Below are 15153 nucleotides of genomic sequence, written 5' to 3' on the forward strand. Positions count from 1 at the left end.
ATGAGTTTGATGTTCAGGCGCGTGTTGCCCGTGCTGCTGGTCGCGCTCACCAGCGTTGCCTGTCAGACCGTGCAGACAACCCACGGGGGGGCGGTTGGCGTTCAGCGCTCGCAACTCATGATGGTGTCGGCGCAAGAGGTGGAGCAGGCATCGCGCCAGCAGTACGACGAGATGATGGCCGAGGCGCGCAAGAACAAGATCCTCAATCGCGATGCCGCCAGCGTGCAGCGTGTGCGTCGCATTGTGGCGCGGCTCGCGCAGCAATCCGGGGTGTTCCGTGCCGATGCGCCCGCCTGGCAGTGGGAGGTCAATGTTCTGAGCTCGAAGGAGCTCAACGCCTGGTGCATGGCGGGTGGGAAGATGGCGATCTATACCGGGCTGCTGGACGGGCTCAAGCTCAGCGACGACGAAATCGCCGCGGTGATGGGGCACGAGATTGCGCACGCCCTGCGTGAACATGCGCGCGAACGGGTGTCCAAATCGATGGCAACCGGGCTGGGCATTTCGGTCGCGGGAGCCTTGCTGGGCGTCGGCCAGGCCGGACAGGACTTGATGGGTACGGTGGCAAAGGTGAGCTTCGAGTTGCCGAACTCGCGCGAGCACGAGACCGAAGCCGATCGCATCGGGGTGGAGCTGGCCGCGCGCGCAGGCTACGACCCGCGTGCTGCGCTGAGCCTGTGGACGAAGATGGCTTCGCAGTCGGCAGGTGCGCCGCCGCAGTGGCTGTCCACCCACCCCTCGCACACCAGCCGTCAGCGCGACCTCGCCGCCTACGCGGAGCGTGTGATGCCCTTGTACCAGGCCGCACGACGCTGAGCGTGCGCTGCGGCAACTGGCCAGTTTTCACGGCTTTGTGAAATAATCGATTTCTTTTTTTGCGCGGAATACACGGGATGGCAGCTCGAACCCTGTACGAAAAGCTTTGGTCCAGTCACGTCGTCCATGAAGAGGCCGACGGTACGGCACTGATCTACATCGATCGTCACCTTGTGCACGAGGTCACCAGCCCGCAGGCCTTTGAGGGCCTGAAGCTCGCTGGGCGCAAGCCGTGGCGAGTCAGCTCCATCGTCGCCACCGCCGATCACAACACCCCGACCGATCACTGGGAGCGCGGCATCGAGGATCCGGTCTCGCGCCAGCAGGTCGAGACCCTGGATGCCAACATGCGTGAGATCGGCTCGCTCGCTTACTTCCCGTTCCGGGACGCGCGCCAGGGCATCGTCCATGTCATCGGCCCGGAGAACGGCGCCACGCTACCCGGCATGACCGTCGTCTGCGGCGACTCCCACACCTCGACGCATGGCGCCTTTGCCTGTCTTGCGCACGGCATCGGCACGTCCGAGGTCGAGCACGTGATGGCGACCCAGTGTCTGTTGCAGAAGAAGTCGAAGACCTTGCTGGTCAGGGTCGATGGTCAGCCGGGCAGGGGCGTGAGCGCGAAGGACATTGTGCTGGCCATCATCGGCAAGATCGGCACGGCCGGCGGTACCGGTTATGCGATCGAGTTCGGCGGCAGCGCCATCCGCTCGCTGTCGATGGAAGGCCGCATGACGGTATGCAACATGGCGATCGAGGCCGGCGCACGTGCGGGCATGATCGGTGTGGATCAGACGACGATCGATTATCTGAAGGGGCGGGCATTTTCACCCAAGGGCGAGCTCTGGGAGCAGGCGGTGGCCTACTGGCGCACGCTCAAGAGCGACGATGACGCGCAGTTCGACAAGGTTGTCGAGCTCGACGCGGCCGACATCCAGCCCCAGGTCACCTGGGGGACCTCGCCGGAGATGGTCACCACCGTCGATGGACGGGTGCCCGATCCGGCCACGGTTGCCGATCCGGTGCGTCGTGAAGGCATGGAGCGCGCGCTGAAGTACATGGGCCTGGCGCCCAACACGCTGATCACCGAGATTGCAGTCGATCAGGTCTTCATCGGTTCGTGCACCAACTCGCGCATCGAGGATCTGCGCGAGGCGGCGGCGGTGGCCAAGGGGCGCAAGAAGGCGGCCAACGTGAAGCGTGTGCTGGTGGTGCCGGGCTCGGGTCTGGTCAAGCGCCAGGCTGAGGAAGAGGGCCTGCACGAGATCTTCATGGCGGCCGACTTCGAGTGGCGTGAGCCGGGCTGTTCGATGTGTCTGGCGATGAATGCCGACCGTCTGGAGCCGGGCGAGCGCTGCGCCTCGACCTCGAACCGCAACTTCGAAGGCCGTCAGGGCGCGGGTGGTCGCACCCATCTTGTCAGCCCCGCGATGGCCGCGGCTGCCGCCGTGATGGGTCACTTCACCGACGTGCGCCAGCTCAGCTGAGCGCCGGCGGCAGATTCCGGAGCACGCAATGAAAAAACTTGCACTGATTGCCGCCGCGCTGATCGCAGGCTTCGTCTCCATTGCCTGCAACACCGTGCACGGTGTGGGGCGCGACATTGAAGCGGGTGGCGAGGCCATCCAGAGGGCAGTGAAATGATGAATCCGTTTACCCAGCTCGATGGTCTGGTGGCGCCGCTTGATCGCGCCAATGTCGACACCGACGCCATCATCCCCAAGCAGTTCCTGAAGTCGATCAAGCGCAGCGGCTTCGGCCCGAACGCGTTCGATGAATGGCGTTACCTCGATGTCGGCCAGCCCGGCCAGGACAACAGCCAACGTCCGCTCAACCCTGATTTCGTGCTCAATCAGCCGCGCTATCAGGGTGCGCAGATCCTGCTGACGCGCGATAACTTCGGGTGTGGCAGCTCGCGCGAGCATGCGCCGTGGGCGCTTGAAGACTTCGGTCTGCGCGTGCTGATCGGCCCCAGCTTCGCCGACATCTTCTTCAACAACAGCTTCAAGAACGGGCTGTTGCCGATCAGGCTGGATGCGGCCGAAGTCGACGAGCTGTTTCTCCAGTGTGAAGCCAATGAAGGCTACCGGCTGGCCGTTGACCTCGCGGCGCAGACCGTCACCCGCCCCGATGGCAAGGTGATCCACTTCGAAGTCGACGCCTTCCGCAAGGAATGCCTGCTCAATGGCTGGGACGATATCGGCCTGACCCTGCGCCACGAGGACAAGATCCGCGCCTTCGAAGCCCAGCGTCGCGCCCAGCATCCCTACTACTTCGCCTGAGTCCCACGGATTCGGTCAAACAAGGAAAACGATTCAATGAAGATTTGCGTGTTGCCGGGTGACGGCATCGGTCCTGAGATCATGGCGCAGGCGATACGTGTGCTCAATGCGCTCGGCCTGAAACTGGAGATGGAAGAGGCGCTGCTCGGTGGCTGTGCGGTCGATGCGACCGGCACGCCTTACCCGGAAGCGACGCAGAAGCTCGCGCGCGAAGCGGATGCATTGTTGTTGGGTGCGGTTGGCGGGCCGCAGTGGGATTCGCTGCCGCGCGAACAGCGGCCAGAGCGCGGTTTGCTCGGCATCCGCAAGGACCTCGGCCTGTTCGCCAACCTGCGCCCGGCCATCCTCTATCCGGAGCTGGCCAACGCCTCTTCACTGAAGCCGGAAATCGTCTCCGGCCTCGATATCCTGATCGTGCGTGAGCTCACCGGCGACATCTACTTCGGCCAGCCGCGCGGGATCGAAGTGCGTGAAGTCGAGGGCACGCAGCAGCGTGTGGGCTGGAACACGATGATCTACGCCGAATACGAGATCCGCCGCATCCTCAAGGTGGCGTTCGAGGCGGCACAAAAGCGCGGCAAGAAGCTGTGCTCGGTCGACAAGATGAACGTGCTCGAGTGCACCCAGCTGTGGCGCGACATCGCGATTGAGGTCTCCAGGGACTACCCGGACGTCGAACTCAGTCACATGCTTGTCGATAACGCCGCGATGCAGCTTGTGCGCGCGCCCAAGCAGTTCGACGTGATGGTCACCGGGAACATGTTCGGTGACATCTTGTCGGATGAGGCGTCGATGCTCACTGGCTCGATCGGCATGCTGCCCTCGGCCTCGCTGGATGCGAACAACAAGGGCATGTACGAGCCCTCACACGGTTCGGCGCCCGACATCGCCGGCAAGGACCTGGCCAACCCCCTGGCGACCATCCTGTCTGCAGCCATGATGTTGCGCTATACCTTCAATCATGAAGAGGCCGCACAGCGCGTCGAAGCTGCGGTCAGAAAGGTGCTGGCGCAAGGTTTCCGCACCGGCGATATCTACGAGCCCGGTACCCAAAAGGTCGGCACGCGGGCGATGGGTGATGCGGTGCTTGCCGCGCTCTAAGCGCGCGACGCATCCGCCGGGTTTCAGGACAATCCTTATTTTTTGAGAGTGATCAAGATGAATCGAGTGGGTCTGGTTGGCTGGCGTGGCATGGTCGGTTCCGTGCTCATGCAGCGCATGGTGGAAGAGGGCGATTTCGCCTTCATCGAGCCGGTGTATTTCTCCACCTCGAATGCCGGTGGCAGGGCCCCGGCGTTCGGAGGCAAGGACGCGGCCACGTCGCTGCAGGATGCGATGGACATTGACGCGCTCAAGTCCTGCGACATCGTGATCACCTGCCAGGGCGGTGATTACACCAAGGAAGTCTTTCCCAAGTTGCGCGCCACCGGCTGGAATGGTCACTGGATCGACGCCGCCTCGGCGTTGCGCATGAACGACGACGCGGTGGTCATCCTCGACCCGGTCAACCGCGACGTCATCGATGCGGCGCTGGCCAAGGGTGGGCGTGACTGGATTGGCGGTAACTGCACGGTTTCGTTGATGCTGATGGGCCTGGGTGGGTTGTTCAAGCACGATCTGGTCGAGTGGATCTCGGCGATGACCTATCAGGCGGCTTCGGGCGCCGGTGCGCAGAACATGCGCGAGTTGATCAGTCAGATGGGCGTCATTCACGATTCGGTCAAGGATCTCCTTGCCGATCCGGCCTCGGCCATCCTCGACATTGATCGCAAGGTTGCCGAGACCATCCGTTCGGACGCGTTCCCGAAAAAGAATTTCCGTGACACCCCGCTCGCGGGCAGTTTGATTCCGTGGATCGATGTGCCGGTCGAGCATGGGCAGAGCAAGGAAGAATGGAAGGGCGGCGCGGAGTGCAACAAGATCCTCGGTAATGCGCCCTTCCGCGCGGCGGGCTCGATTCCGATCGATGGCCTGTGCGTGCGCATCGGGGCCATGCGCTGCCACTCGCAGGCGCTCACCATCAAACTCAGGAAGGATGTGCCCCTCGACGAGATCAGCGCGATCATCGCAGCCGCCAACCCATGGGTGAAGGTGGTGCCGAACGATAGGGAGATCAGCGAGCGCGAACTGACACCGACTGCAGTCACGGGCACACTGTCGGTCCCGGTCGGGCGTCTGCACAAGATGGCGATGGGGCCGGAGTACCTCGCCGCTTTTACGGTGGGCGATCAGTTGCTGTGGGGTGCGGCCGAGCCCTTGCGCCGCATGTTGCGCATCCTGCTCGAGCGTTAAGAAGCGGCTTGGTCTGCCGTTACCAAGGGGGCCTGAGGCCCCCTTGGCGTTTTGCGGCCAAGGCGTTTTGCGGAACAAATTCACGACGATACGTGGCGAATCCCGGTGGATTGCTGCGGCTAGTCCCGGAAAATGCTAGATTCCTAACCCAAACGACGACGCTGTTCGATATGAGCGCTCGGCACCTGGGGAGAACAGCAGCTTGAAGACCATGATGAAGACTTCGCTCAAGGCATCGCTGATCGCGCTTGCGCTTGCTTCGATACCGCTGGGCTCGCAGGCCGCAGGCCTCGGACAGATCAATGTCTTCAGCGGGCTGGGACAGCCGCTGCGTGCAGAAATACAGGTCACGGCAACGCCACAGGAATTGCAATCAATGCTGGCACGCATCGGGTCGCCCGATGCGTTTCGACAGGCCAACATCACTTATTCCGCTGCGGTGGCGGCGATCAGGGTCAGCGTCGATACGCGCGCCGCGCGTCCGGTCATCCGACTGTCCAGCGATCGTCCCATCAATGATCCGTTTGTGGATCTGCTGGTCGAGCTCAACTGGGCCAATGGACGCATTGCGCGTGAATATACCTTTCTGCTCGACCCGGTCGATCTCGTCGCGCAACGCCCCCTCGCCGCACCCGTGAATGTGCCGGCGCTGGCGCCAGCAACCCGCCAGGCGCCAGCACCCAGGCGCTCGGCGGCGGCGGCGCGCTCTGCGCCCGATACCTACGCTGTGGGTCGCGGCGACACCCTGAATCGGATTGCGGCTGCGCATGCACTGCCGGGGGTGACGCTCGACCAGATGCTGGTGGCTTTGTATCGTGCCAACCGCAATGCCTTTGACGGCGCAAACATCAATCGACTTCGCGCCGGTGAAGTGCTGACCATTCCTGACGCCGATGCAGCACGCAGCATTGATACGGCACAAGCCAGGCGCGAAATTCGCGCGCAGTCGCTTGACTTCGACGCCTACCGGCGTGGCCTGGCGGCGGCAAGCACACGCCGCGCCGCCGCGCCAGAGGTCGCGGGCGAGCAGCAGAGCGCAGGGCGCATCGTGCCGCGGGTAGAAGAGCCGCGGCCGTCCGTGGATGCGGGTGATCAGCTCAAGGTCTCACGTAGCCAGCCCGAGGGGGGGGCGGGCGATGCAGATGCCGGCGCTCGCTTGCAGGCGCTCGAAGAAGAGCTCGCGGTGCGGGAAAAGGCACTTGAAGAAGCCTCTGCCAGGCTGGCCCAGCTGGAGGCGAGCATGCGTGACATGCAGAAACTGCTGGAGTTGCGCAGCGATACCCTGGCGCAGCTGCAGCAGGGCGCAACCGCCGCACTGACACCCGCTCCTGCCCCCGATCCACAGACCTCGGAGGCTGCGACGCCGCAGAAGCCCGTATCGGAAGCGCCTGCAGCGCAGACGCCTCCCGCAGAAAAGCCGGCACCTGCTCCCCAGGCTGCCGATGTCACCGCGCCCGTCCCTGCATCTCCTGGTCCTGGCACGACGCCGGCCACGGAAGCTGCCGCGGCGCCCGAGGCTGCGAAAGTGGCCGAGCCGACTGCGGCGAAGCGCCCGCGTCGTCCGCCGCCGCCGCCCGCACCAGAGCCGGAACCGAGCATGATGGAGTCGCTCGCGGGTGACCCGACCGTGATCGCAGGGGGCGCCGGCATCCTCGCGCTGCTGCTTGCTTATCTGGGCATCAAGGCCGCCCAGCGCCGCAAGCAGTCCTTGGCCACCAGCGCGGGCGCGCTGGGTGAGCCGGCGCCGGGCGGGCAGGGGGTGTTCATTGCGACCGGCGGGCAGAGCGTCGATACCGGCGCCAGCAGCATCATGCAAACCGATTTCAGCCAGTCCGGCTTTGCTCCGATCGACAGTGACGAAGGTGTCGATCCGGTTGCAGAGGCAGACGTCTATATGGCCTATGGACGCGATATCCAGGCCGAAGAGATCCTGCAGGATGCGCTCAAGGCTGATCCTGAGCGTGCCGCGATTTATCTCAAGTTGCTCGAGATCTATGCGCAGCGCCAGGACATACGCCAGTTCGAAACCATCGCCAGTGAGCTGTTTGGCCGTACCAACGGGCAGGGGAGTGAATGGCACAAGGCCGCTGCGCTGGGACGTACGCTTGATGCGGATAATCTGCTGTACGCAGAGTCGGGTGGCGGGGACGATGTCGGCGCTCCGCGCACCGAGCTGCCTGCGGGTGCGATATTTGCAGCCGGTGCCGCGGTGGCGGCGGCGAGCGCGCAGACGCGTCGCGGTGATGGGCGGGCGCAGCAACCCAGCACCGAGCACGAACCCGACCTTGATCTTGAGCTCGGCGCCGACCACGAGCAGCAGGCAGAGGAGCCGGCAGAGCAGCCGGCTTCACTGGCCAGCCTGGACTTCACGAGCTCCGCACCGATGGGGCCGAGCCAGTCACAGATGCGCGACACCTGGACCGTGCCGGGCGATCTGCGCCAATTTTCCAGCGACAAGGAGGGCGATGAGGACACTGGCCTGCCGGACCTGGACATGGCGCTTGCCGCGCTGGAAGCTGAGCCAGTGGCCGACTTTGAAACCGGCACCTCATTCGATGTCGGCGCGCTCGACTTCGATCTCGACCTGGGAGATGAGGAGCCGGTAGATGAGGAGCCGGTGCCGGAGTCCTCGACTGAGCCGCCATCTTCGCCCGTCGCGCAGGCGCCTGCGGCACAGCCCACCGAAGATGCCGACCTCAGTTTCGATCTCGAAATCGACGAGCCCGAGGCGGCTGCCAGCGCAGATGAGCTTGCCTTCACAGCAGAGGCGGATCCGCGCCCGGACGTGAACACCGATCCAGCTGCCACGGCGGCGTTCGACAGCGCTGCGGTGACGATGGTCGGTGCCGACGGCAACCTGGCCGCCAGTCTGGAGTTCGAATTGCCCGATCTGGACCTGCAGGCATCTCCCACCAAAGGCATGGACCTCAATCAGACGCTCGTGCAGGCTGATGCACTGATGAGCGAGAATGAGTCTGATGGCGCGCAAGGAGAGGGTGTGGCGGAGGCGGCTGCGGTTGTGGATCTCGAGAATACGAGCTTCGACAGTAGTCTTCTGGATTTTGATTTCGATATCGACATGCCGATGGAGTCTTCGCCTGCCAGTGCTGCAGGGCTGGATCTGACCTCCATAGATCTCGATCTGGATGGCTTTGGTGAGCCCGCAGAAGAGGCGAGTGAAACCAGGCCGGAAGCGGTCAAGACAACTCAAGGTGAGCAGTTCGGGACCGGTCTGAAACCGGCTGAATCGAGCTTCGAGGCGTCCTCTGACGAGGTCGACACCAAGCTCGAGCTGGCCTGTGCCTACGATGACATGGGTGACAAGGAAGGCGCGCTGGAACTTCTCGAAGAGGCGCTGCGAGAGGGCTCAGAGGCCCAGCAGGCGCGCGCGCGTGAGATGATTGCACGCCTGTCCTGAGGACTTCTCACTTTGCCGCCGCAGGGCCCCGGCTCCGCGGCGGCAAGGGGGTCAACACCCATGCACTCCGGATTTCTACTCTTGCTATGGTTCGCTGGCGTGGCGTCGGTGCAGTTTCTTGCGCCTGTCGCGCTCGCGTGCGCTGTGCTTGCCAGTCTCCTTCTGGCGCTGGTGTGCGCGCGTTCGAGGGCGCTGCGCCTGCTGCGGCGGGTGAGGGTGCTGATGCTCGCGATCCTCATCCTGTTCGGCTGGTTCACTCCTGGCGAAGCCTTGCTTGTGCACTGGCCGCAATGGTCGCCAAGCCGTGAGGGTATCGTGCTCGCCGCGCTCCATGGCGGGCGTCTGCTGGTGGTGGTGTCGGCCGTGGCGCTGTTGCTCGAGCGCTTGTCACTGGAGCGCCTTGTGGGTGGGTTCTACAGCCTGTGCCGTCCGTTTTCCCTGATCGGCCTGCGTGCGAGCGAACTTGCGCTGCGTCTGATGCTGGTCTTGCGCTTTGTCGATGCTTCGCCGCGCGGGCAGGGGGCGGTGCACTGGAAGGACTGGTTGCGCGATGATGAGCACGGCGTCGAGCTGCAGCCGATCGTGCTCATGCGTGAGCGCCTGGGGGCAAGGGATGTGGTGGTCGCGCTCGGTGTGCTCCTTGTGGTGCTGAGCTGGAGCCTGTCATGACGCGCATCGCGATGGGTGTGGAGTACGCCGGTGATGCCTTTTGCGGCTGGCAAAGCCAGGCTCACGGGCGTACGGTGCAGGATGTGCTGGAGAAGGCCCTGGCGCAGATTGCTGCTCATCCGGTCAGGCTGCATTGTGCCGGGCGTACCGACACCGGGGTGCATGCGAGTGCTCAGGTCGCCCATTTCGACACCATGGCGGATCGGCCCTTGACCGCCTGGGTGCGCGGCGTGAACGCACTGTTGCCGTCCGCCGTTGTCGTGCGCTGGGCCGCGCCGGTCGATGATGCGTTTCATGCGCGCTTTCTTGCTTATGAGCGTCAGTATCGCTACATCCTGCACAACGCGCCCACCCGCCCGGCGATGCTGGCGGGACGTGTTGGATGGTTCCATGTGCGGCTGGACGAGTTGCGCATGGCCGAAGCAGTGGCCTGTCTGGTCGGGACGCACGATTTCTCGTCCTTCCGCGCCGCCGGCTGTCAGTCCAAAACCCCGGTCAGGATCATGCGCGAGGCCCGCGTCATGCGCCAGGGTGACTATCTGCTGTTCGACTTTCGCGCCAATGGTTTTCTGCACCACATGATTCGCAAGCTCGTGGGTGCGCTCGTTTATATCGGCAAGGGGCGCTGTCCGGTAGGCTGGATGCAGGAGGTGCTCGAGGCGCGCGATCGCAGCGGGGCGGCACCGACCTTTTCACCGGACGGCCTTTATCTGTGCGGTGTCAGCTACCCATCGCGCTGGTCGCTCCCCAACGATGGGCGTATCATCGCGCTGCCCCAGCTACCCCTCGTCTGAATGTCCCGTACCCGAATCAAGATCTGCGGCCTGACCCGGGCGCAAGATGTGCGTGCGGCTGTCGCCCATGGTGCCGACGCGATCGGCTTTGTCTTCTATGCGTCCAGCCCACGTGCGGTGAGCATCGCGCAGGCCGCCGAGCTCGTTGCCTTGCTGCCCCCTTTCGTCGCTTCCGTGGGCCTGTTCGTGAACGCCACCGCAGACGAAGTAAATTGCGTTCTCGAACGCGTACCCCTGCAACTATTGCAGTTTCACGGTGACGAAGTGGAGGCTGATTGCGCCCGCTTTGGCCGACCCTGGATCAAGGCGGCGCGAATGCGTGCCGGAGTCGATCTGGTAGAATTCGCGTCCTTACATCCTGGCGCCAGTGGCATCCTCGTCGACGCCTTTGTCGAGGGCTATGGCGGCGGCGGAAAGACCTTTGACTGGTCGCTGATCCCGCGGGGGTTCGGGCGGCCGCTCGTGCTTTCCGGCGGGCTCGATGCAGACAATGTGGTCGATGCCGTGCGACGCATCCGCCCGTGGGCGGTCGATGTGTCGAGTGGTGTCGAAAGTGACAAGGGAATCAAGGACACGGCGAAGATCGCCGCGTTCATAGCCGGAGTTCGAGATGCAGATGGCTGACACGCCTTACCAGTTCCCCGATCCAAGTGGGCATTTCGGCCCCTATGGTGGCGTCTTCGTTGCCGAAACCCTGATGCCGGCGCTGACCGAGCTGAGGGAAGCCTACGCGGCCTGCCAGGCCGATGCAGCGTTCGTCGCCGAGTTCGAGCACGAACTCAAGCATTACGTTGGCCGCCCTAGCCCGATCTATCACGCCAGGCGGTGGTCGACCTTGCTCGGCGGCGCGCAGATCTACCTCAAGCGCGAAGACCTGAACCATACGGGCGCGCACAAGATAAACAACTGCATCGGCCAGGCCATGGTCGCCCGCCGCATGGGCAAGCCGCGTGTGATCGCGGAGACCGGTGCCGGCCAGCACGGCGTCGCCACCGCGACCGTCGCCGCGCGCTACGGCATGGAGTGCGTCGTGTACATGGGGGCCGAGGACGTCAAGCGCCAGGCCGCCAACGTCTACCGCATGAAGCTGCTGGGCGCTACCGTGGTGCCGGTCGAATCCGGCTCGCGTACGCTCAAGGACGCGCTCAACGAAGCGATGCGCGACTGGGTGACGAACGTCGCGGATACCTTCTACATCATCGGAACGGTGGCTGGCCCGCACCCCTATCCGATGATGGTGCGCGACTTCCAGACCGTGATCGGCAAGGAGTGTCTGGTGCAGATGCCCGAAATGGCCGGGCGGCAGCCGGACTACGTGCTGGCCTGCGTGGGCGGCGGTTCGAACGCGATGGGCATCTTCCATCCCTACATCGGCATGCCGGGTGTGAAGCTGGTCGGTGTCGAGGCGGCGGGAGAGGGCCTGGAGACCGGGCGCCACTCCGCCTCGCTGACCGCGGGCCGCGCCGGCGTACTGCACGGCAACCGCACCTATCTGCTGCAGGACGAGGACGGCCAGATCATCGAGACGCACTCGATTTCTGCCGGTCTCGACTACCCTGGCGTCGGCCCCGAGCACGCCTGGCTCAAGGACACTGCGCTGGCCGACTACGTTGGCATCACCGACGCCGAAGCGCTGCAGGCCTTTCATGATCTGTGCCGTCTTGAGGGCATCATCCCGGCGCTTGAGTCCGCCCATGCGCTGGCCTACGCCGCCAAGCTGGCGCCGACCCTGCCTGCGGACAAGATCCTGCTGGTCAACCTCTCCGGCCGTGGCGACAAGGATATGCATACCGTCGCCGAGCGCTCCGGCCTTCAGTTCTGAACCTGCCCCGGGCCGCTTTGCGGCCCGCAGTGTGATCGAGACATGTCAAGAATCCAGACCGTTTTCCAGCACCTCAAGGCCGATTCGCGCAAGGCGCTGATCCCCTTCATTACTGCCGGTTTTCCCGCGCCGGAGATGACGCTGCCGCTGATGCGTGCCCTCGTCGACGGCGGGGCGGACATCATCGAGCTCGGCGTCCCGTTCTCCGATCCGATGGCCGATGGGCCCACCATCCAGCGTGCCTCCGAGACCGCGCTCGCGCAGGGCATGAGCCTGCGCAAGGTGCTCGACATCGTGCGCAGCTTCCGTAGCGAAAATACGGACACCCCGGTGGTGCTGATGGGCTACGCCAACCCGATCGAGGCCATGGGGGTCGATACCTTTGCCGCGGCTGCACAGGCCGCCGGCGTGGATGGCGTGCTGGTGGTCGACTACCCGCCCGAAGAGTGCGTCAACTTTGCCCGCGCGGCCAAGGCCGCAGACCTGGATCCGATCTTCCTGCTGGCACCGACATCGACCGAGCAGCGTTTTACCGACGTGGCCGCGGTGGGCAGTGGTTATATCTACTACGTTTCGCTCAAGGGTGTGACCGGCAGCGCCAAGATCGATATCGATGAGGTGGCGCGCCGCATACCGCGCATTCGTGAGGCGGTCGGCATGCCCGTCGGCGTCGGTTTCGGTATCCGCGATGCGCAAAGCGCGCAGCGCGTGGGCGCGGTTGCCGACGCGGTGGTCATCGGCAGCCGGATCATCGAGGAGATCGAGCTCAGCCCGCGCGGAGAAGAGGCGGCGCGGGTCGCGGCCTTCATGCGTGAGATCCGTGCTGCGCTTGATGCGATCCCGAAAACTGGAGTGAACTCATGAGCTGGTTGGAGAAACTGCTGCCGCCGAAGATCAAGCGCAGCGACAGCAACGGACGCGGCAAGTCGTCCATTCCCGAAGGGCTCTGGAGCAAGTGCGGGGCCTGCGAAGCGGTGCTCTATCGCTCCGACCTGGACAGCAACCAGGGTGTCTGCCCCAAGTGTGGCCATCATCATCGCCTGCGTGCGCGCCAGCGCCTCGACCTCCTGCTCGATGCCGAACGCCGGTTCGAGATCGGCGCCGAGGTGGTGCCAGTCGATGCGCTCAAGTTCAAGGATTCACGCAAATACACCGAGCGCCTGTCGGCTGCCGCATCGGACACCGGTGAGGCCGATGCGATGGTGGTGATGCAGGGCTCGATCCAGGGCGTGCCGGTCGTGGTGGCCTGCTTCGAGTTCGAGTTTCTGGGCGGTTCGATGGGCTCGGTCGTTGGCGAGCGTTTCGTGCGCGGCGCCAAGGCCGCCTACGAGCAACGCGTGCCCTTCATCTGCATCACCGCCTCGGGCGGGGCGCGCATGCAGGAGGGTCTGTTCTCGCTGATGCAGATGGCCAAGACCACGGCGGCGATCACGCGCCTGGCCGAGCGTCGCCTGCCTTTCGTCACCGTGCTCACCGACCCGACCATGGGCGGCGTGTCGGCGAGCTTCGCCTTCATGGGCGACGTCGTGATTGCCGAACCCGGTGCGCTGATTGGGTTCGCCGGACCGCGCGTGATCGAGCAGACCGTGCGCGAGAAGTTGCCTGAAGGTTTTCAGCGCGCCGAGTTCCTGCTCGAAAAAGGCGCCATCGACATGATCGTTGATCGTCGCGAGCTGGGTCAGGAGCTCGCCCGCCTGCTCAACCTTCTGCTGCGCCAACCCGCCGCGTCTACCGCCTGATGGACTCATCGAACCCCGCTTTGCCGCTCACCCTCGAGGGGTGGCTGGAACTGCTCGAGCAGCGTCACACGCAAACCATTCAGCTCGGACTCGAGCGTGTCGCCGAAGTGCGCACAAGACTTGGACCCGACCCCGAAGCCGTCGTGATCACGGTCGGCGGCACCAATGGCAAGGGTTCGTGCTGCGCGATGCTCGAGGCCATCCTGCTCGCCGAAGGCTATCGAGTCGGCTGCTACACCTCTCCCCATCTGTTGCACTACAACGAACGGGTCCGCCTTGACGGCAAGGACGTCGCAGACGACGCGCTGATCGCCGGCTTTGCTGCGGTCGAGGCCGCGCGTGGTGACACGCCGCTGACCTACTTCGAGCACGGCACGCTGGCCGCATGGTCGATATTTTGCACGGCAAAGCCTGAGGTCATCATCCTCGAAGTCGGCCTCGGTGGGCGTCTCGATGCGGTCAATGTGTTCGACGCGGATTGCGCGCTGGTGACCAGCATTGCGCTTGATCACATGGATTATCTCGGCAGCACGCGCGACGCCATCGGCTTCGAGAAGGCGGGAATCTTCCGTGCCGGCCGGCCGGCGGTGTGTGGTGACCCGCAACCCCCTGCGACCCTGCTCGCTCATGCTGCGGCCGTCGGCGCGCAGTTGTGGGTGAGCGGGCGCGACTTCGGTTTTGGCGGTGACCGCCAGCAATGGGGCTACTGGCGCTACCCGGCACCGTCGGTGCACGGCGCGCTGGTCAAGCGCGGTGGCCTGGCCTATCCGGCGCTGCGCGGGGCCAACCAGCTGCTCAACGCAGCGGCGGTCATGACCGTGCTCGACAGCTTGCGTGACCGCGTTCCGGTATCGATGCAAGCCATTCGCGAAGGGTTGATGCTGGTCGATGCGCCCGGACGCTTCCAGACCCTGGCCGGTCGACCCGTGGTCGTGCTGGATGTGGCGCACAACCCGCAGGCGGCGGGTGTGCTCGCGGAGAACCTGGGCAACATGGGCTTCCATCCCGAAACCTGGGCGGTGTTCGGCATGCTCGAGGACAAGGATGTTGAAGGTGTTGTGGCGTTGATGAAGAATCGGGTTGATCACTGGTTGCTCGCAGCTCTGCCCGCGCCGCGTGGCCTGGGTGCGGAGGCGTTGGCAGGGCGCATGCGCGCAGCCGGCATCGAGGGCGACATACGCTGCCACGCGTCGCCTATGGAAGCGTATGTTGCGGCGCAGCAAGGCGCGCAAGAGGGTGATAGAATCGTCGTCTTCGGATCCTTCATGACGGTGGCTGATGTGCTTGCCGCGGTGAAGGCAGCCCGGCACTGACGAGACCT

The 15153-nt window shown here is 64.5% G+C and carries 14 protein-coding genes; all 14 read left to right on the forward strand.

The features are described 5' to 3' along the window. The 14 genes from M622_RS38775 (at position 1) to folC (ending at position 15145) form a co-directional block, all read left to right on the forward strand. A complete protein-coding gene (locus M622_RS38775; RefSeq protein WP_021251131.1) occupies positions 1 to 816 on the forward strand; it encodes a M48 family metallopeptidase in 816 nt (271 codons plus the stop codon). A gap of 77 nt (positions 817 to 893) precedes the next feature. Continuing rightward, positions 894 to 2303 carry a 3-isopropylmalate dehydratase large subunit gene (gene leuC, locus M622_RS38780; RefSeq protein WP_021251132.1) on the forward strand — a complete coding sequence of 470 codons (1410 nt, stop codon included), beginning with the start codon at positions 894 to 896 and terminating at the stop codon, positions 2301 to 2303. A gap of 28 nt (positions 2304 to 2331) precedes the next feature. Next, positions 2332 to 2460, forward strand: coding sequence for an entericidin A/B family lipoprotein (locus M622_RS38785; RefSeq protein WP_021251133.1), 129 nt, complete (start codon positions 2332 to 2334; stop codon positions 2458 to 2460). After that, positions 2460 to 3098, forward strand: a complete 639-nt coding sequence (gene leuD / locus M622_RS38790; RefSeq protein WP_031347638.1) for a 3-isopropylmalate dehydratase small subunit — start codon at positions 2460 to 2462, stop codon at positions 3096 to 3098. The genes M622_RS38785 and leuD overlap by 1 nt, the downstream gene beginning before the upstream one ends. A gap of 36 nt (positions 3099 to 3134) precedes the next feature. After that, the gene (leuB, locus tag M622_RS38795) at positions 3135 to 4199 is read left to right on the forward strand and encodes a 3-isopropylmalate dehydrogenase (protein WP_021251135.1); all 1065 of its coding nucleotides are present in this window, start codon (positions 3135 to 3137) and stop codon (positions 4197 to 4199) included. 57 nt (positions 4200 to 4256) lie between these two features. Then, positions 4257 to 5390, forward strand: a complete 1134-nt coding sequence (gene asd / locus M622_RS38800; RefSeq protein ID WP_031347639.1) for an aspartate-semialdehyde dehydrogenase — start codon at positions 4257 to 4259, stop codon at positions 5388 to 5390. Positions 5391 to 5601: 211 nt separating this feature from the next. After that, positions 5602 to 8808, forward strand: coding sequence for a type IV pilus assembly protein FimV (locus M622_RS38805; protein WP_245543117.1), 3207 nt, complete (start codon positions 5602 to 5604; stop codon positions 8806 to 8808). Positions 8809 to 8868: 60 nt separating this feature from the next. Further along, complete coding sequence (locus tag M622_RS38810) at positions 8869 to 9477, forward strand: CbiQ family ECF transporter T component (protein ID WP_031347640.1); 609 nt, start codon at positions 8869 to 8871, stop codon at positions 9475 to 9477. Beyond that, entirely contained in the window at positions 9474 to 10271 is a 798-nt protein-coding gene (truA, locus tag M622_RS38815; protein ID WP_021251139.1) for a tRNA pseudouridine(38-40) synthase TruA, read from the forward strand. Before M622_RS38810 ends, truA begins: the two co-directional genes overlap by 4 nt. Then, positions 10272 to 10895: a phosphoribosylanthranilate isomerase gene (locus tag M622_RS38820; protein WP_021251140.1), complete on the forward strand. Its 624-nt coding sequence runs from the start codon at positions 10272 to 10274 to the stop codon at positions 10893 to 10895. It abuts the gene before it with no gap. After that, positions 10882 to 12093 (forward strand): tryptophan synthase subunit beta, encoded by a 1212-nt coding sequence (trpB, locus tag M622_RS38825; RefSeq protein WP_021251141.1) that lies wholly within the window; start codon positions 10882 to 10884, stop codon positions 12091 to 12093. Before M622_RS38820 ends, trpB begins: the two co-directional genes overlap by 14 nt. A 42-nt stretch (positions 12094 to 12135) precedes the next feature. Then, a complete protein-coding gene (trpA, locus tag M622_RS38830; RefSeq protein WP_021251142.1) occupies positions 12136 to 12957 on the forward strand; it encodes a tryptophan synthase subunit alpha in 822 nt (273 codons plus the stop codon). After that, a complete protein-coding gene (gene accD / locus M622_RS38835; protein WP_021251143.1) occupies positions 12954 to 13832 on the forward strand; it encodes an acetyl-CoA carboxylase, carboxyltransferase subunit beta in 879 nt (292 codons plus the stop codon). The genes trpA and accD overlap by 4 nt, the downstream gene beginning before the upstream one ends. Beyond that, positions 13832 to 15145 (forward strand): bifunctional tetrahydrofolate synthase/dihydrofolate synthase, encoded by a 1314-nt coding sequence (gene folC / locus M622_RS38840; RefSeq protein ID WP_031347642.1) that lies wholly within the window; start codon positions 13832 to 13834, stop codon positions 15143 to 15145. Before accD ends, folC begins: the two co-directional genes overlap by 1 nt. Positions 15146 to 15153: the final 8 nt, after the last annotated feature.

The sequence above is a fragment of the Thauera terpenica 58Eu genome, from assembly GCF_000443165.1.
GTDB lineage: Bacteria > Pseudomonadota > Gammaproteobacteria > Burkholderiales > Rhodocyclaceae > Thauera > Thauera terpenica.